The organism is Synechococcus sp. HJ21-Hayes (genome assembly GCF_024345835.1).
In the GTDB taxonomy this organism is placed as follows: Bacteria; Cyanobacteriota; Cyanobacteriia; order PCC-6307; family Cyanobiaceae; genus Vulcanococcus.
The window spans coordinates 38295-54349 of the sequence record NZ_JAGQBW010000013.1 but is presented as its reverse complement, the minus strand read 5'-3'; the positions used below and the strand labels follow the sequence as shown (position 1 = coordinate 54349).

The window sequence follows — 16055 nt, the reverse complement described above, 5'->3', positions numbered from 1 at the left end:
GGTACAAACACCGATTCCCGCCTTGGAGGGAACTGGAAACAGCTCACCAATCAGCGACGACGACGACGCTGCTGGGCCTTGCGCTTGTACTTCTCGGTGGGGGTTTCGTGGTGACGCAGGCGCTTGAGGTCAGCGAAAATACCGGCCTTGGACACCTGACGCTTGAAGCGGCGCAACGCCGATTCGATGCCTTCGTTTTCGCCGACGGTGACCTGGGTCATGTACCGCTCAATGGAATCTGCAGTTGGACGATGGTAGCAACTGCCCCGCCGAGCTCAGGAACGGGACTGGGCTGGGGCAACAGGAACCGGCTTAGAGGGCTGAGGCACCAAAGGAGCCGAGGGGGACACCGGGGCGGCGATGGGGGTGCCCTCCGGCCAGCCATCCCGGTAGAGGTACACGTGGCCCAGTGCTCGACCACCGAACTGACGCCGCATCAGCTTCCAGCCCGGCTCAGGCACCAGCAGCAGGAAGCCCCCCGCCTGTCCCCCCGTGCGGGCCACCACCATTTCCGGACCGACGCCGGCCTTGGTGGGCAAGGCCAGCAGAACGTTGTCGCCGCCCTTACGCACCACGCTGAGGCGATACACCGTGGCCAGATCGGAGCCACCAACCCGCACCGAGTAACCGTTGGCATCGATGAAGCGGTTGCAGATGCCGGTGAAATCGAAGGTGGCGAGCAGAGGATTCACCACAGCCGGGTTCGAGCCCTGAACCTCGAAGCAGGGGCGGGCTGCGCTGCGCTGCTCATAGATGTTGAGCTGGGCCCGGCTGCCATCCCCAATCGGGGCCGCCACGATCACAAAGCGCTTCTGCTCCACCTCCGCGGCATTGAACAGGGCCTGAGCCTGGGCGGGCGCCTGGGGGCCCAACAGGGCAGTGCAGGCGAGGGCGCCGGCAGAGGCCAAGCCGCTGGCGGAGAGCAGCGAAACCAGGGAACGAGCCGGCGTCTTCACAGCGGAACGGAGGGCGGTGGGGGGATCGTAGAAGTGCTGGCCACGATCGCCATGGGGTTCAGGCCGGCTTGTTGAGGCGGATGGCCACGAGCAGGCTGAGCAGGGTTCCAGGCAAGGCCAGGCCGAGGATCAGGCGAGTGGTGGCCACGCCCAAGTCCGGGTCGCCATAGGCCAGCTCGAACACGGAGCCGGTGGCAGCGATCCCCAGGATGCAGGCCAGGGCGAGGAACAGGCCCGCCAGGGGTTTCATGGGCATGGGTTCAGAGCTCCTGAATCAGGCGACGGGACGCACGTCGTCGCGATTAAAGCCCTTCTCGTTCAGGCCCTCCTGGAGCTTGGCCTCGTCGGTGACGCGATCCACGAACAGCACCCCGTTGAGGTGATCCATCTCGTGCTGGATGCAGCGGGCCATCAGGCCGTCGGCCTTGAGTTTCTTGGGGCGCCCCATCGCATCGCGGTAACCCACCTCCACCACGCTGGGCCGGACCACATCGAGGTACACCCCCGGAATGCTGAGGCAGCCCTCCTCATAGGTGCAGATCGTCCCGCCCACCCCCGTGATCTCAGGGTTAATCAGCACCAGCGGCGGGCTGCTGGGGTCTTCCAGTTCCAGGTCAATCACCAACAACTGCTGATGCACGCCGATCTGGGGGGCCGCCAACCCGATCCCGCGGGCTGCGTACATGCTCACCAGCATGTCCCGTGCGAGATCTCGCACGGCGTCATCCACCTTGCCGATGCGCCGCGCCGGCGTGCGCAGCACCTCGTCGCCCAGTTGGTGGATGTCGTAAGGAGGGTTATCCACCGGCTCCTTGGACACCTGCAGGCGCCCCGACAGCTCTGCGGAGCGCGCCAACCTGGCGAAGCTGCTGGCCAAGGCGTGTCCTCACTGGCGCTTTGTTAAGGGCGATTCTAGGAGCTGCCCAATGGAGCAATCGGTGATCGAGTCCCCAGGCGCCCTGCCTGCAGCGGTGGTGGTGGGTAAGACCCCAAGCCTGCGGGAACCCCAGCTGCTGGATGGGGTGCTCCATTGGCTGGAACAACGCCCCCACGAGAAAGGACGCACCACCCTGGTGCGACGAACCAACCCCGACCAGGTACCCGAGGAACTCACCCCTGGCGCATGGAACCTGCGCAGCCGGGTGCATGACTACGGCGGTGGCGCCTGTGCCCTTGGTCACCGCGCCGATGGCCAGGCCGTGGCGGTGTTCAGCCACGACGGTGACCGCAGCCTGTGGTTGCTGGAGCTGGAGAGCCGCGACCCACAACCGCGGCGCTTGAGCCCGCCGGGGGCCTACGGCGGTGGGCTGATCGATCCAGCCCGCGACCGCTGGATCGGCGTGATGGAAACCAACGGTCGCGATCAGCTGGTGGCCATTCCGCTCAAGGGCGGCGACCCCCAGCTGCTGCTGGCAGCAGCGGATTTCTGCGGCTACCCAGCCTTGAGCCCCTCGGGTGCCTGCCTGGCCTGGGTGGAGTGGCAGCAGCCCTTCATGCCCTGGGATCGCAGCCAACTGCGCCTGGGGCGCTTCGATGCGGGTGGGTTGATCAGCGGGTCGCGCCTGGTGGCGGGCTCGGATGGCTGCGACGACCGCGGCGTGTCGGTGTTTCAGCCCCTGTGGACGGGGCCCCACCTCGTGGTGGCCAACGATCGCCATGGCTTCTGGAACCTGGAGCGGCTGAACAACGCCGACCACCTGGGCGCGAAGGCCCCGGTGACCTGGCAACCGCTCCTGCCCATGCAGGGGGACTTCGCCATGCCCCAGTGGGTGTTCGGCATGAGCACCCACGCCTGGGACGGAGAACAGCTGCTGGCCACGGCCTGCCTCCAGGGCCGCTGGCAACTGGGCCGGGTGGAGGAGCTGGCCGACGGCGACACGGCCGGGAGCGGACAGCCCTGCCGCTGGCACCCCCTGGACATCCCTTTCGACGACCTGGCGGGCCTCTGCGCGGCAGAGGGGCGACTGGCCTGCATCGCCAGCAATGCCACAACGCCACCAGGCCTGCTGGAACTGAACCTGCGCACCAGCCGCTGGCATCACACACCTGCCGCACCCTGTCCGCTGGCGGCCGAGGCCATCAGCGCTCCAGAGGAGCTGTGGTTCCAGGGCTACGGCGACCGCCCCACCCACGCCTGGTACTACCCGCCGAGCGGCGGCGGCCACAGCGGTTCGCCCCTGCTGGTGAAAGGCCACAGCGGCCCCACCGGCATGGCGCGCACGGGCCTGAACCTGGGCATCCAGTTCTGGACCTCCAGGGGCTGGGGGGTAGTGGATGTGAACTACGGCGGATCCACTGGCTTCGGCCGCGCCTACCGCGAACGGCTCGATGGGCAGTGGGGCGTGGTGGACGTGGCCGATTGCGCCGCTGCTGCGCAGGCCGTGGTGGCAGCCGGGAAGGCATCGCCTGAACGCATCGCCATCGAAGGGGGTAGCGCCGGAGGCTTCACCACCCTGGCGGCCCTCTGTTTCACGGATGTGTTCCGGGCTGGAGGATGCCGCTACGGCGTTGCGGATCTCAGCGCCCTGGCCATCGACACCCACCGCTTCGAGGCCCGCTACCTCGACGGGCTCGTGGGGCCCTGGCCCGCAGCGAAGACCACCTATGACGCGCGCTCGCCGCTGCAGCATGCCGACCGCATCCGCTGTCCGGTGATTTTTTTCCAGGGCCTCGACGACCAGGTGGTGCCAGCGGAACAAACCGAGCGGATGGCCCTTGCCCTCAAAGCCAACGCCATCCCGGTGGAGGTGCACCTGTTCCCGGATGAGGGCCATGGCTTCCGCAACAGCGACACCCAGATCCACGTCCTGGAGGCCACAGAGGCCTTCTTCCGCCGGCATTTCCGCCTGTGATCTCCAATCTCCAGGCTGAACTGCTGCCCGGGCTGGGCTGGTTGGCTCTGGCCATGGCCAGCCTCAGCCTGATCCTCACGGTGGGGCGCGCCCTTGGCGCCCGGATGCAACTGCGCTTATGGGGCATCCCCGAAGCCCTACTGGCCGGGCTGGTGGGCCTGCTACTGGCCCCAGGAGGCCCCCTGCCGCTACTGCCCCACCAGGTGCTGGAGCTCTGGGCCGATCTGCCCCTGGTGCTACTCACCCTGGTGTTCGGCTCCCTGCTGCTGGGCAAACCGCTGCCAAAGCTGCAGGGGCTGTGGCGTCCCGTTTCGGGGCAGGTGTCGCTGGCCCTGGTACTGGCCTTCGGCCAGTACGTGGTGGCTGGCCTGGCGGTACTGCTGGTGCTGCAGCCCTGGCTGGGGGTGAGCCCGATCATGGCCTGCCTGATCGAAGTGGCCTACGAGGGCGGCCACGGCTCCGCCGCGGCCATGGGTCCGAGCTATGCCGCCCTGGGCTTTCCCGGAGGGCAGGCCCTCGGCCTGGCCATGGCCACGGTGGGGCTGCTCTCCTCCACCTTGGTGGGGGGCCTGGTGGTGGTGCTGGGGCGCAGCCGCCGCTGGCGCCTGGCTGATGCCGCTGCCAGCGGCGAGACCAGCACCACAACCCAGGTAGGAGCAGGCGCGCCAACGGCCGCGAGCGCCCATCCCACCGGACCAGCCACCTGGGCGGTAAACCTGGCCCTCGCGGGTGTGGCGGTGTTGGTGGGCGTGGCTCTGCTGGCCGCCCTGCGCTGGCTGACCGCAGGCCTGGGGGATGGCGTTGCCACCGTGGTGGACTCCCTGCCGGTGTTCCCCCTGGCGATCGTGGGCTCGCTGCTGGTGCGCCTGGCGCTGGAGCGCAGCGGCAACGCCCACTGGGCCTCCGCTCCGGTGCAGGGCCAGATCGGCACGCTGTCGGCGGATCTGCTGATCACCGCCGCCACCGCTGGGCTGGATCTGGGCCTGCTACGCGCCGATTGGCTACCGCTCACGGTGCTGGCCCTCAGCGGCCTGGCCTGGAATCTGGGGGTCACCCTGGTGCTGGCCCCGCGACTGCTACCAGCGGACTGGTTCGAGCGGGCGGTGATCGAGTTCGGGCAGGCCACCGGGGTGGCCGCCAGCGGCCTGCTGCTGCTGCGCATGGCCGACCCCGAGGACCGCAGCGATGCCCTGCCGGCCTTCTCGATCAAACAGCTGCTGCTCCAACCGTTCCTGGCCGGGGGCGTGGTCACCGTGGTGGCCCCCCTGGCGATTGCGGACTGGGGGTTGCCGATCTGGACGGGCTTCTGCTTTGGCCTGGTGGTGCTGTTCGCCGGAACCGGGCTGCTGCTGGCTCGCCTTAAACCTGAGGCGACCTAGCAGACCTGGCTGCCCCTGCCCCGTAACACAAGGTGCGGAACTGGTGATGAACCGCGGCCATCTGCTCCGAACTCAGCCGCGGGGGCTCACCCAGCTGCAGCGCCTGCAGATACATCTGGGCCAGCGTTTCCACCTCAATGGCGATCCGCAGGGCCTGATCGAGGCTGCTCCCCAGGGCCACCTGGCCATGCTGAGCCAGCAGACAGGCCAGGCGATCCTGCAGGGCCTCCACCGCCAAGTTCGAGAGCTCCGCCGTGCCAAAGGTGGCATAGGGGGCGCAGCGGATGTCATGGCCCCCGGCGACGGCGGTCATGTAGTGGAAGGGGGGGATGCCACGGCCATGGCAGGCCAGCGCCGTGGCCTGGATGGAATGGCAATGCAGCACCGCCTGGATCTCCGGGCGGCAGCGCAGGATGTCGGCATGGAGCTGCCACTCCGACGACGGCCGCCGTGGGCCGCTGTGATGTCCCTCGCCATCCATCGCCACCAGATCCTCAGGCTGCATCTGCTCGTAGGGCAGGGAGGTGGGGGTGATCAGAAACCCGCCGGGAATGCGGGCGGAGAGGTTGCCGGAGGTGCCCTGGTTGATGCCCGAGGCATTCATACGCCGGGCCACCTCCACCATCTGCACACGCAGTGCTTGCTCAGTCATTGCCGTACAGGCCCTGGAGGCCCTGCTCGCTGGCGGCTGCAACGCCGCGCTCGGTGATCAGGGCCGTCACCAGACGGGCCGGGGTCACGTCGAAGGCGGGGTTGAACCCATCACTACCGTCAGGGGTGAGCTGCACGTTGGCGATCTCCCCGGCAGCGGGGCCGCTGGCGATGCGGCCCTGGATGTGGGTCACCTCGGCAGCAGCGCGGGCTTCGATCGGGATCTCGGCCACGCCATCGGCGATGGTCCAGTCGATCGTGGAAGCGGGCAGGGCCACATAGAACGGCACGCCGTTGTCGTGGGCGGCCAGAGCCTTGAGGTAGGTGCCGATCTTGTTACACACGTCGCCGCTGCGGGTGGTGCGGTCGGTGCCCACGATCACCGCATCCACCTGCCCGTGCTGCATCAGGTGGCCGCCGGCGTTGTCCACAATCACGGTGTGGGGCACGCCTTCGCGGCCCAGCTCATAGGCCGTGAGCGAGGCACCCTGGTTGCGGGGGCGCGTTTCATCCACCCACACATGGATGTTCAGCCCGGCGCGGTGGGCCTTGTAGATCGGCGCCAGGGCCGTACCCCAGTCCACCGTGGCCAGCCAGCCGGCGTTGCAGTGGGTGAGCACCTGGAAGGGCTCCTGTTGCCGCTGCGCCGGCCGGGCAGCGGCCAGCTGCTGGAAGATCGTCAGGCCGTGCTCGCCGATGGCCTCGCACATGGCCACGTCCTCATCGGCGATCGCCGCGGCCTCCGCCTTCGCCGCCTCGGCCCGCTCGGCCGGCGGCAGCGGCTGCACCTTGGTGCGCACCCGCTCCAGGGCCCAGCGCAGGTTGATTGCCGTGGGCCGGGTGGCATTGAGCTGCTCGAAGGCCGCTGCCAGGGAGCCATCACTGGGATCGGCCTGCAGGGCCAACATCAGCCCGTAGGCACCGGTCACGCCGATCAGCGGGGCACCACGCACCACCATCGTGCGGATCGCGTCGGCGGCTTCCTCACAGCTGCGCAGGGTGCGCGTTGTGAACTGGTGGGGCAGCCGGGTCTGATCGATCACGCCTACCGAACGGCCATCGGGCTCCAGCCAGATCGTGCGCCAGGCCTTGCCGTCGATATTCATGGCTGCGGGAGGAAAGCGGATCTGCCCTTGATCATCCCTGGAGGCGCGCAGGCGGCCCGGTGCCCTTCAGCACGGGCCAGAACAGGACTGTCCACCAAGCCGTAGTGCCGCGGACGCCACAGCGACCCCTGCCGCCCCGCTCAGATCGGCCGGTAGCCGAACCAATCCGGCACCTGGCTCTGGCTCAGACCCTCGGGGTGGGGCTCCAGCTGCACATGCCAGCGCTCACCGCCCAACAGCTCCAGCTGCTCAATCGCCAGACAATCGTCCACGGCGCACAGATCGTCCTTGTGTTGCTGCAAGGCCCCACCCAGCCACTGCCGCTTGGCCGCCGCCTTGGCCGCCTGCGGGGATCGGGCCACCACTAGGCCGAAGTGGTGCAGCTCGGCCAGGGAATCGGGACGGTAGGCGCCCAGGTTCACGAACCACAGCCGCTCGGGCCGGGGCGCGGCAGGCTCGCGCCCGAGGCGCACCGCCCAGCCATCCACCGCCCGCACCGCCATGTAGGCATCCAGGTGCAAGCCCTCACGCCTCCCGAACCACTGGCGCCGCAGCTCCGGCAGGGTGTCGTCGATGCGGCAGCCGGCCACGAAGCGCACATCGTGCAGCTCGATGGTGCTCTGGGCCGTGCGGCCGCCCAGCACCACCAGAAACAAACTGGCGTTGGCGCTGGAGCTGGCCAAGGTGAGCGCAGGGCGAAGGGGCATCAGTGCCATGGTGACTGCCGTCGACGTGGTGGTGGTGGGCGCCGGCCTCTCGGGGCTGGTGACGGCAAGGCGGCTGCAACAGAAGGGCCTGCGCGTGCGGGTTCTGGAAGCCCGCGAGCGGGTGGGAGGGCGCATGTTCAGCCAAAGCCTCCAAAACGGTGGCGTTGTGGATCTAGGCGGCCAGTGGGGTGGAGCCAGCCACCACCGCTTCGCGGCCTTGCTCGGCGAACTGGCCCTCGACACCTACCCGAGCCACTACGACGGCGACGGCGTCCTGCACTGGCAGGGGCGAGCCCGGCAGGCCCCCCTGGCCCCTGGCTTTGGGGAGAGCCTGTTGTTCTTTGAGCCGCAGCAGCTCGATCTACCCGCAGCCGAGCTGGCCGCCACCCTGGAGCTCCAAAGGGCCTTTGCCCAACTGGTGGCCCAGGTGGACCCGCGGCAACCGTGGCGCACCGCCGACGCCAAGCGGCTGGATCGGCTCAGCGTTGCCCAATGGGCGGCCGAACGGAGCAACCACAAGCTGGCGCGGCTGCCGCTCGCGTGGCTGTGCCGGGTGGGAGGCTCCGGCGGCTTTGAACCCTGGGAGGCCTCGATCCTGCATCTGGCCTGGAGCCAGGCGGTGGCACCCCAGGCCGAGAGCCCCGAAGCCTGGCTGGTGCGGGGCGGGGCGGGCCAGGTGCCACCGCTGCTGGTTGAGGCCCTACAGGCGGGCGATCCGGATTGTGTGCAGCTGGGGCAGGCGGTCGTGGCGCTCCGCCAGAGCGAGGGCTGCGTCACCGTCGTCACCGCTGGCGGCCCCGAATACCAGGCCCGGGCAGCGGTCGTGGCGGTGCCACCCCAGCTGCGCTTGGCCATCCACCTGGACCCACCCCTGCCAGCCGCCCACCGGGCCCTGCTGCAGCGCTCACCGATGGGCGCCATGACCAAAGTGCTGGCCGTGTACGCCCGCCCCTTCTGGCGCGAGCAGGGCCTCAACGGCCTGGGCATCGGCGATCGGCCGGCCCTGGAACTCACCGCCGACAGCAGCCCCCCAGAAGGGCAACCCGCGGTCTTGGCCAGCTTTCTGGCCGGCGAACGGGCCCTGCGCCTGGGCGCGCTACCGGCACAGGAGCGCCAGCAGCGGATCCTGGACGACCTGGTGGCCTACTGGGGGCCCGAGGCCTCCAAGCCCCTGGAACTGATCGAGCAGCCCTGGAACGCCGAACCCTGGAGCGGCGGGGCCTTCACCAGCTTTGTAACCCCCGGCACCTGGACCAGTCACGCCCGCCTGGCGGCAGGCGACCAGGGGGGACCCGGCCCAGCGGCCCATGGCCGGGTGCACTGGGCCGGCACCGAGATGTCACCACGCTGGCCGGGCTACTTCGAAGGGGCGATCGAGGCCGGCGAGCGGGCTGCCGCCGCGGTGCAGCAGCTGTGAGCCACATGCACGACCACTGAGCGCAACATGGTGGTAGTAACTTGAGCATGCTGGCCCCTGTGTCTTTCGTCCCCGCGATCACCCTGGAGAGCGGCGCCACATCGACTGCGCTTCGATCTATGGCAACGAGGCCGAGGTGGGTGCCGCCCTGGCAGCCGGACAGGCCAGCGGGCTCGTGAACCGGGAAGCGCTGTGGATCACCTCCCAGCTCTGGAACGCCTACCACGCCCCTGAGCAGGTGCGGCCGGCCCTGGAGCGGACCCTCTCCAACCTGCAGCTGGAGCAGCTGGATCTGTACCTGATCCACTGGCCGGTGGTGCACCGCCATGGCGTGCTGATGCCCAGCAGCGCAACCGACCAGATCGCCCTGGGACAACTGCCCCTGAGCGCCACCTGGGCCGCCATGGAAGTACTGGTGGAAGCGGGCCTGGTGCGTGAGATCGGGGTGTCCAATTGCAGCGCCAGCAAGCTCGAGGGCCTTTTGGCCAGCTGCCACATCAGGCCGGCGATGAACCAGGTGGAACGTCACCCCTGGCTGCAGCAAAACGATCTGCTGGCCTTCTGCCGCCGCGAGGGCATCGCCATCACGGCCTACTCACCCCTGGGCTCACCAGCGGCAGGCGGACCCACACCGCTGCTGAGCGAACCGGTGATTAGCCAGATCGCCGCGGCCCATGGGGCCAGCCCCGCCCAGGTGCTGCTGGCCTGGGGCATCGCCACAGGCACGGCGGTGATTCCCAAGTCGGTGCAACGCGAGCGGCTGGCCGCCAACCTGGCCGCCGCCCAGCTGCAGCTCACCCCGCCCGAGCTGGCCCAGATCGCCGGCCTGGACCGGCAGCACCGCTTTGTAGATGGCAGCTTCTGGGAGCTGCCGGGTGGGCCCTACAGCCGCAAGACCCTGTGGGACGAACCCGGCTGAGCCCCCCGCCACCCTGCTCCAGGAGGATGGCGGCACCAGCCGAGGGGTGATGGATTTCTTCGAGCGGCAGTGGAGCTCCTATCGAGCGGTGGTTGAGCACGACCTGATGGAGCATCGGGCCGTGGCCAACGCCACAGCCACGGCCATCGACGCCTGGCTGGCCGCTCGCCCTGCGGACGCCTCCGCCCCACGGCTGGTGGACCTGGGCTGCGGCGACCTGGCCCTGCTGGCACCGCTGCTGCAGCGGCTGCCCCTGGGCGCCTACACCGGCCTCGATCAGGCGGCGGTGGTGCTGCCGATGGCACAGCAGGCCCTGGGGAGCGTTGCCTACACCACCCACTGGCTGGAGGGCGATCTGCTGGCCTGGGCCCGGGGCGATCTGGATGGTGGCACTGCAGCCGGTGCAGCACCGGCAACCACCGACATCCTGCATTCGGCCTTTGCGATCCACCACCTGGACGATCCCGCCAAGCTGACATTTCTGCAGGCGGCGCGGAAGCGGATGAGCCCCGGCGGCCTGTTCGTCTGGGTTGATGTGTTTCGCGAACCCGGGGAGAGCCGGGAGGCCTACGTGGCGCGATACACCCAGCGCATCCAGCAGGGCTGGCCCCAGCTCACGACCGAGCAGCAAGAGCACGTGATCAGCCATCTGAGGGGCTTCGACATCCCCGCCGACCGCGCCGCGATCGCCGCGGCTGCAGAAGCGGCCGGCTGGCGCTGGCACTGGGCCTGGCAGGGAACTCACCAAGCCGAGGCCATGGCCGTTCTGCAAGCGGCCTGAGGGAATGGCTGCCGCCCCTCAGCTGTGCTCCCGCAGGAACTGAATGCTGCTCTGGAGCTCATCGGCAAACCGATCGATCTCCTCAGGGGTGGTGGTGAAACTGAGGCTGGCCCGGGCTGACGCACTGAGGCCGTAGTGGCGGTGCAGGGGCTGGGTGCAGTGGTGACCACTACGGATGCAGATGCCGGCTGAATCGAGCAGGGCCGCGATGTCATTGGCGTGCACACCCTCCACGTGGAAGGCCGCCAGGGCACCGCGATCCGGTTGCTGTTTGGGGGTGGGGCCCAGGATCTGCAGACCATCGATCGCCTGAAGGCGATGAAACAGCTGGCGGGTGAGCTGCTGCTCCCAGGCATGGATGCGATCCACACCAATGGTCTCGAGGTAGTCCAGGGCCGCCCCCATACCGATGGCTTCACCGATGGCCGGGGTGCCGGCCTCAAACTTGTGGGGCAACCCCGCCCAGGTGCTGTGATCCAGGTAGACGTCCTGGATCATTTCGCCACCGCCCAGAAAAGGCGGCATCGCCTCCAGCAGCGTTTCCCTGCCCCACAGGAAGCCCATGCCGGTGGGACCGCAGAGTTTGTGGGAACTTCCCACCAGAAAATCAGCACCCAGCTGGGCCACATCAATGGGCAGGTGGGGCAGGCTCTGGCAGGCATCCACCAGCAACAGCGCCCCAGCCCCGTGGGCTAGGGCGGCAATCGCCGGGATCGGGTTGAGGCAGCCGAGCGTGTTGCTCACCTGCACCAAGCTCACCAACTTGGTGCGCTCATTCAGCTTGCTGCGCAGATCTTCAAGGTCGAGCTCACCGGAGGGCGTGAGGCCCGCATGACGCAACACGCAACCCGTGCGGGCCGCCAACAGCTGCCAGGGCACCAGATTGCTGTGGTGCTCCATCACGGTGAGCAGCACCTCATCACCGACCTGGAGGTTCGCCTCACCCCAACTGCGGGCCACCAGATTGATCGCTTCGCTGGCGTTGCGGGTGAACACAATCTCGTTGGCCGACGCCGCCCCCACGAAGGCAGCGGTCTTGGCCCGGGCCCCTTCAAACCCCTCGGTGGCCCGAGCACTCAGCTGGTGAGCTCCGCGGTGCACGTTGGCGTTGTCATGGTCGTAGTAGTGCTGGAGCGCCTCGAGTACTTGCCGCGGCTTCTGACTGGTGGCGGCGTGATCGAGGTAGATCAGGGGCTGCCCCAGGCAGGCGGTCTGGGCCAGCAAAGGAAAGTCTGGACGGGTAAGCGCCGCCAGGTTCGGGGCTTCCGCCACCTCGAGGGCAGGGCGCAGCTCATGGGCGGGCACGGTGCTGGTCATACCGATGCCAGGAGATGTTCGAAGCGGCACCACTGGCGGGCGGCGCCGGGCAGGTCCCGAAGCACCTCTTCGCAGAAGGCCCGCTTGAGCAGGGCTGAAGCCTGATCAGCCGCAATGCCGCGGCTCTGCAGATAGAAGAGCTCGTCGGTCTGCAGGCAACTCACGGTGGCCCCGTGGGCACACTTCACATCGTCAGCCACGATCTCCAGCTCCGGCTTGGTGTCGATCCGGGCGCGATCGGAGAGGAGCAGGGTGCGGCTGAGCTGGGCGGCATTGGTGCGCTGGGCTTCCCTGGGCACACGCACAGCGCCGTTGAACACACTGCGCCCCTGGCCGGCAGCCACGGCCTTGTGCAGCTGATCGAGCTGCCCTTCCGGGCCGGAAAAGCTGATATGGCTGTGGGTGTCGGCGACCTGTCGATGATCAACCACCTGCAGCCCCCTCAGCGTGGTGGAGGCACTGCCATCCACCTGGCGGATGCGGGGCTCGAAGCGAGCCAGGCCCCAACCCGCAGCCACCGTGGCGAGGGTGGCGGAACTCTCCGGCTCCTGCTCGATGGCCAGGTGGGCCAGCAGGGCGGCATCGTTGCGTCCCAGGGCCACCACGCCGTGAGTCAAGCGGGCACCACGGCCCAGATGGGCCTCCAACACCAGGCTGGTGAGACCTGCACCACCGGCGCCGGCGAACTGACAGAGCTCAAGCTCGGCCTTCTCCTCCAACACCAACAACACCCGCAGGGGCAACAGGCCCGCCGCCTGCATGCTCACCAGCTCCAAGGTGAGGCAGGAGCGGCTCGCCACCCGCAGGGCCAACACCTGCTGGGCGGCCGCATGGTTGAGTTCAACAGGCCAGTGGTGCTCGCAGGCAGTAGCGGCCAAGGTGTGGCCCAAGGCCTGGGCGAGTTCGGAATCGCTCAGCGGTGCAAGCCCCGCTGGCAGTACGACACCCGCCAGGGGATCACTACGGCCATCCAGCACCAGCCGCAGGACACCAGGGGCGGCTGGTGGGAGGCCAGCATCACTCGGAGAGCAGGCCAAGGTGGCGTCAAGCCCCGCGAGCAGACCCAGGTCAGTGAAGCGCCAGTCCTCCTGACGACTGGAGGGCACGGGAAGTTCAGCCAGGGCCTCTCGGCCACGCTGTTGCACGGCAGCCAGCGGCCCGTCTGCAACGGGCAGACCATTGAGCCACTGGCGGGTCCAGTCGGCCAGCGCCATGGGAGCCGTGAGGCTGGCCGCCATCAGGCCACCTCCAGGGGAACGGGAGCCTGGGCAGCCAGCTCCTGATCCACCCAGTCGTAACCGCGCTCCTCCAGGTCAAGGGCGAGCTCTTTGCCACCTGTACGCAAAATGCGACCCGCCGCCATCACGTGCACGTAATCAGGGGTGATGGCATCGAGCAAGCGCTGGTAGTGGGTGATCAACACCGTGGCGTTGTCCGCGTTGGCCAGCTGATTCACGCCTCCCGCCACGATGCGCAGGGCATCGATATCCAGGCCTGAATCCGTTTCATCCAGGATCGCCACGAGAGGCTCGAGGAGAGCCATCTGCAGAATCTCGTTACGCTTCTTTTCCCCACCACTGAAGCCCTCATTCACGCTGCGATCGAGGAAAGCCGGATCCATCTGCACCACCTTGAGGCGCTCGCGAACGAGATCTTCAAAGGCAAATGTGTCCAACTCTTCGGCCCCCTGTTCGGCACGGCGGGCATTGGTGGCCACACGCAGGAATTCCAGGTTGCTCACCCCAGGGATCTCCACTGGGTACTGAAACCCGAGAAACACGCCGATGCGGGCCCGCAGCTCAGGGTCGAGAGCCAGTAGATCCTGGCCGCGATAGGTCACCACACCAGCGGTGACGGTGTACGCCGGATGGCCGGCGAGCACTTTGGAGAGGGTGCTCTTCCCGCTGCCATTGCGGCCCATCACGGCATGAATCTCACCGGCGCGCACTGTGAGGTTCACGCCCTTGAGGATCGCCTTGTCCTCAACCCGGGCGTGGAGATCCTTGATCTCAAGCAAAACGGGGGCGTCAGGGCGAATCACAGGTGGGAAACGAAAGGGAACGCAGACGGGGGGACGAACCGAACAGGAGCGAGAAGAGAGTGCGGGACCTAACCCACAGAGCCTTCCAACTTCAGGGCCAGAAGCTTATCGGCTTCAGCAGCAAACTCCATGGGGAGCTGATTGAAAACGTCGCGGCAGAAGCCACTCACCATCATCGACACAGCCTCCTCAAAGCCAATGCCACGGCTCTGGAGATAGAACAACTGATCCTCAGAGATGCGGCAGGTGCTCGCCTCATGCTCGACAGCCGCTTGGGGTTGCTGGGAACGAATGTAGGGATAGGTGTTGGCGGCGGCCTGATCACCGATCAACATCGAATCGCACTGGCTGTAGTTCTTGGCGCCCACCGCCTTCGGCCCCATCTGAACCAGGCCGCGATAACTATTAGCAGAACGACCGGCACTGATACCCTTGCTCACAATCGTGGAGCGGGTGCGCGGCCCCACATGAATCATCTTGGTACCTGTATCTGCCTGCTGCCGATGATTAGTGAGGGCCACGGAATAGAACTCACCCACTGATTCGGCACCTTGCAGCACACAGCTGGGATATTTCCAAGTGATAGCGGAGCCAGTTTCCACCTGGGTCCAGCTGATCTTGCTGCGGTCACCGCGACACTGACCGCGCTTGGTCACAAAGTTGTAGATACCACCCACGCCGTTCTCATCTCCGGCATACCAGTTTTGGACGGTTGAGTACTTGATCGATGCATCATCGAGGGCCACCAACTCAACCACCGCCGCATGCAACTGGTTGGTATCGAACATCGGAGCTGTACACCCCTCCAAATAGCTCACAGACGCCCCTTCTTCAGCCACGATCAGGGTGCGCTCAAACTGGCCGGTATCGCCAGAGTTGATGCGGAAGTAGGTGGACAGCTCCATGGGGCAATCCACGCCCTTGGGGATGAACACAAAGGACCCATCGCTGAACACCGCCGAGTTCAGCGCCGCAAAGTAGTTATCGGTAATCGGCACAACAGTGCCGAGATAACGCTCAATCAGCGGAGGGTACTCCTTCACCGCTTCGCTGATGGAGCAGAAAATGACGCCATGTTCAGCCAGTTTCTCTTTATAGGTGGTCGCAATCGAAACGCTGTCAAAAACAGCATCCACGGCAACATTGGACAGGCGCTTCTGCTCACTGAGAGGAATACCAAGCTTGTCGAAGGTCTCCAGCAACTTGGGATCCACCTCGTCGAGGCTGGTTTTCTTGTCCTGCTGCTTGGGAGCCGCGTAGTAAATGATGTCCTGATAGTCAATGGGCGGATAGCCCAGGGTCGCCCAGTCGGGTTCCTGCATCTGCAGCCACTGCCGATAGGCACGGAGACGGAACTCCAGCAGGAACGGCGGCTCCTGCTTTTTACTGGAGATCAGACGCACCACGTCCTCACTGAGGCCCTTGGCGATCTTTTCGGTTTCAATATCGGTGACAAAGCCGTATTTGTACGGCTGACTCACCAGATCACCAACGGCCTGTGCAGTGCTCATCGGATTCGCCGTCAGCCGGCAGTAAGGGCTTTAACTTCTTCAAGCGTGATGGTCTGCTTCTCACCGCGGAAAGGGTTCTCCTCGGTGAGGAAGAGCATGCAATGGCACTCCTTGCGCTCACGCATGGGCACACAGGGGCAGTTCCAGAAGGCCTGGGACACCTCAGCTTCCTTGTCCTCGTAATGGCGGCAGGGACACAGGGCCCCACCCAACTCATCCTTGTGGCGAGCCAAGCCCTCGAGCACCACAGCCGTGACCCCGGGATCGCTGCAGAAATAAGTACCAGTCCGCTGGGCGTAGGTCTCAGCGAACTTGCGGATCACCTCAAGGCTGTCGCTGGCTGAAGGGCTGGAGGCGTCAGACATGAGCGCAGGTACGAGGTGAAGGGAACGGCAGGGGCACCTCGGCCAGGAGGCAG

The 16055-nt window shown here is 66.9% G+C and carries 17 protein-coding genes; 5 read left to right on the top strand and 12 right to left on the bottom strand.

Annotated features, from left to right (window positions below; genetic code table 11):
* Positions 1-50: 50 nt before the first annotated feature.
* From rpsU to def, 4 genes are read right to left on the bottom strand one after another with little or no spacing between them, the layout of a single operon-like run.
* The gene (rpsU, locus tag KBZ14_RS11110) at positions 51-221 is read right to left on the bottom strand and encodes a 30S ribosomal protein S21 (protein ID WP_006172073.1); all 171 of its coding nucleotides are present in this window, start codon (positions 219-221) and stop codon (positions 51-53) included.
* 54 nt (positions 222-275) lie between these two features.
* Positions 276-956, bottom strand: a complete 681-nt coding sequence (locus tag KBZ14_RS11105) for a DUF3747 domain-containing protein (protein WP_399211003.1) — start codon at positions 954-956, stop codon at positions 276-278.
* Positions 957-1014: 58 nt separating this feature from the next.
* On the bottom strand, positions 1015-1212 hold the full coding sequence (locus KBZ14_RS11100; protein ID WP_255118395.1) for a hypothetical protein: 198 nt from the start codon (positions 1210-1212) through the stop codon (positions 1015-1017).
* An 18-nt stretch (positions 1213-1230) separates the two neighbouring features.
* Positions 1231-1833, bottom strand: a complete 603-nt coding sequence (gene def / locus KBZ14_RS11095) for a peptide deformylase (protein WP_255118394.1) — start codon at positions 1831-1833, stop codon at positions 1231-1233.
* 64 nt (positions 1834-1897) lie between these two features.
* Here def and KBZ14_RS11090 point away from each other — a divergent pair, with 64 nt between their 5' ends.
* Positions 1898-3808 carry a S9 family peptidase gene (locus tag KBZ14_RS11090; protein ID WP_255118440.1) on the top strand — a complete coding sequence of 637 codons (1911 nt, stop codon included), beginning with the start codon at positions 1898-1900 and terminating at the stop codon, positions 3806-3808.
* Positions 3805-5187 carry a sodium/glutamate symporter gene (locus tag KBZ14_RS11085; RefSeq protein WP_255118393.1) on the top strand — a complete coding sequence of 461 codons (1383 nt, stop codon included), beginning with the start codon at positions 3805-3807 and terminating at the stop codon, positions 5185-5187. Before KBZ14_RS11090 ends, KBZ14_RS11085 begins: the two co-directional genes overlap by 4 nt.
* On the opposite strand, the gene KBZ14_RS11080 is transcribed toward KBZ14_RS11085, so the two are convergent.
* From KBZ14_RS11080 to KBZ14_RS11070, 3 genes are all read right to left on the bottom strand, one after another.
* A complete protein-coding gene (locus KBZ14_RS11080) occupies positions 5168-5839 on the bottom strand; it encodes a class II aldolase/adducin family protein (RefSeq protein ID WP_255118392.1) in 672 nt (223 codons plus the stop codon). The two genes, KBZ14_RS11085 and KBZ14_RS11080, sit on opposite strands and share 20 nt — an antisense overlap.
* On the bottom strand, positions 5832-6944 hold the full coding sequence (gene mtnA / locus KBZ14_RS11075; protein WP_255118391.1) for an S-methyl-5-thioribose-1-phosphate isomerase: 1113 nt from the start codon (positions 6942-6944) through the stop codon (positions 5832-5834). Before mtnA ends, KBZ14_RS11080 begins: the two co-directional genes overlap by 8 nt.
* Before the next feature lie 140 nt (positions 6945-7084).
* Positions 7085-7651 carry a DUF1543 domain-containing protein gene (locus tag KBZ14_RS11070; RefSeq protein WP_255118390.1) on the bottom strand — a complete coding sequence of 189 codons (567 nt, stop codon included), beginning with the start codon at positions 7649-7651 and terminating at the stop codon, positions 7085-7087.
* Positions 7652-7658: 7 nt separating this feature from the next.
* Between KBZ14_RS11070 and KBZ14_RS11065 the strand changes: the two genes are divergently transcribed.
* The 3 genes from KBZ14_RS11065 (at position 7659) to KBZ14_RS11055 (ending at position 10768) form a co-directional block, all read left to right on the top strand.
* Entirely contained in the window at positions 7659-9068 is a 1410-nt protein-coding gene (locus KBZ14_RS11065) for a flavin monoamine oxidase family protein (protein WP_255118389.1), read from the top strand.
* 100 nt (positions 9069-9168) lie between these two features.
* Positions 9169-9987 (top strand): aldo/keto reductase, encoded by an 819-nt coding sequence (locus KBZ14_RS11060; RefSeq protein WP_255118439.1) that lies wholly within the window; start codon positions 9169-9171, stop codon positions 9985-9987.
* 49 nt (positions 9988-10036) lie between these two features.
* Entirely contained in the window at positions 10037-10768 is a 732-nt protein-coding gene (locus KBZ14_RS11055) for a class I SAM-dependent methyltransferase (RefSeq protein ID WP_255118388.1), read from the top strand.
* An 18-nt stretch (positions 10769-10786) separates the two neighbouring features.
* On the opposite strand, the gene KBZ14_RS11050 is transcribed toward KBZ14_RS11055, so the two are convergent.
* From KBZ14_RS11050 to KBZ14_RS11030, 5 genes are all read right to left on the bottom strand, one after another.
* Entirely contained in the window at positions 10787-12085 is a 1299-nt protein-coding gene (locus KBZ14_RS11050) for a SufS family cysteine desulfurase (RefSeq protein WP_255118387.1), read from the bottom strand.
* Complete coding sequence (locus KBZ14_RS11045) at positions 12082-13323, bottom strand: SufB/SufD family protein (protein WP_255118386.1); 1242 nt, start codon at positions 13321-13323, stop codon at positions 12082-12084. The genes KBZ14_RS11050 and KBZ14_RS11045 overlap by 4 nt, the downstream gene beginning before the upstream one ends.
* Positions 13323-14126 (bottom strand): Fe-S cluster assembly ATPase SufC, encoded by an 804-nt coding sequence (sufC, locus tag KBZ14_RS11040; protein WP_255118385.1) that lies wholly within the window; start codon positions 14124-14126, stop codon positions 13323-13325. Before sufC ends, KBZ14_RS11045 begins: the two co-directional genes overlap by 1 nt.
* Before the next feature lie 68 nt (positions 14127-14194).
* Positions 14195-15637 carry a Fe-S cluster assembly protein SufB gene (sufB, locus tag KBZ14_RS11035; RefSeq protein ID WP_255118384.1) on the bottom strand — a complete coding sequence of 481 codons (1443 nt, stop codon included), beginning with the start codon at positions 15635-15637 and terminating at the stop codon, positions 14195-14197.
* A gap of 11 nt (positions 15638-15648) precedes the next feature.
* A complete protein-coding gene (locus KBZ14_RS11030) occupies positions 15649-16002 on the bottom strand; it encodes a ferredoxin-thioredoxin reductase catalytic domain-containing protein (RefSeq protein ID WP_255118383.1) in 354 nt (117 codons plus the stop codon).
* Between the last annotated feature and the right edge of the window lie 53 nt (positions 16003-16055).

Bases quoted from the DNA above. Each gene is read 5' to 3' on its own strand.
- KBZ14_RS11050 (WP_255118387.1), bottom strand. From the start codon at position 12,085: ATGACCAGCACCGTGCCCGCCCATGAGCTGCGCCCTGCCCTCGAGGTG.
- KBZ14_RS11065 (WP_255118389.1), top strand. From the start codon at position 7,659: ATGGTGACTGCCGTCGACGTGGTGGTGGTGGGCGCCGGCCTCTCGGGG.
- KBZ14_RS11070 (WP_255118390.1), bottom strand. From the start codon at position 7,651: ATGCCCCTTCGCCCTGCGCTCACCTTGGCCAGCTCCAGCGCCAACGCC.
- KBZ14_RS11045 (WP_255118386.1), bottom strand. From the start codon at position 13,323: ATGGCGGCCAGCCTCACGGCTCCCATGGCGCTGGCCGACTGGACCCGC.
- sufB (WP_255118384.1), bottom strand. From the start codon at position 15,637: ATGAGCACTGCACAGGCCGTTGGTGATCTGGTGAGTCAGCCGTACAAA.
- KBZ14_RS11055 (WP_255118388.1), top strand. From the start codon at position 10,037: ATGGATTTCTTCGAGCGGCAGTGGAGCTCCTATCGAGCGGTGGTTGAG.
- rpsU (WP_006172073.1), bottom strand. From the start codon at position 221: ATGACCCAGGTCACCGTCGGCGAAAACGAAGGCATCGAATCGGCGTTG.
- KBZ14_RS11030 (WP_255118383.1), bottom strand. From the start codon at position 16,002: ATGTCTGACGCCTCCAGCCCTTCAGCCAGCGACAGCCTTGAGGTGATC.
- KBZ14_RS11080 (WP_255118392.1), bottom strand. From the start codon at position 5,839: ATGACTGAGCAAGCACTGCGTGTGCAGATGGTGGAGGTGGCCCGGCGT.
- mtnA (WP_255118391.1), bottom strand. From the start codon at position 6,944: ATGAATATCGACGGCAAGGCCTGGCGCACGATCTGGCTGGAGCCCGAT.
- KBZ14_RS11100 (WP_255118395.1), bottom strand. From the start codon at position 1,212: ATGCCCATGAAACCCCTGGCGGGCCTGTTCCTCGCCCTGGCCTGCATC.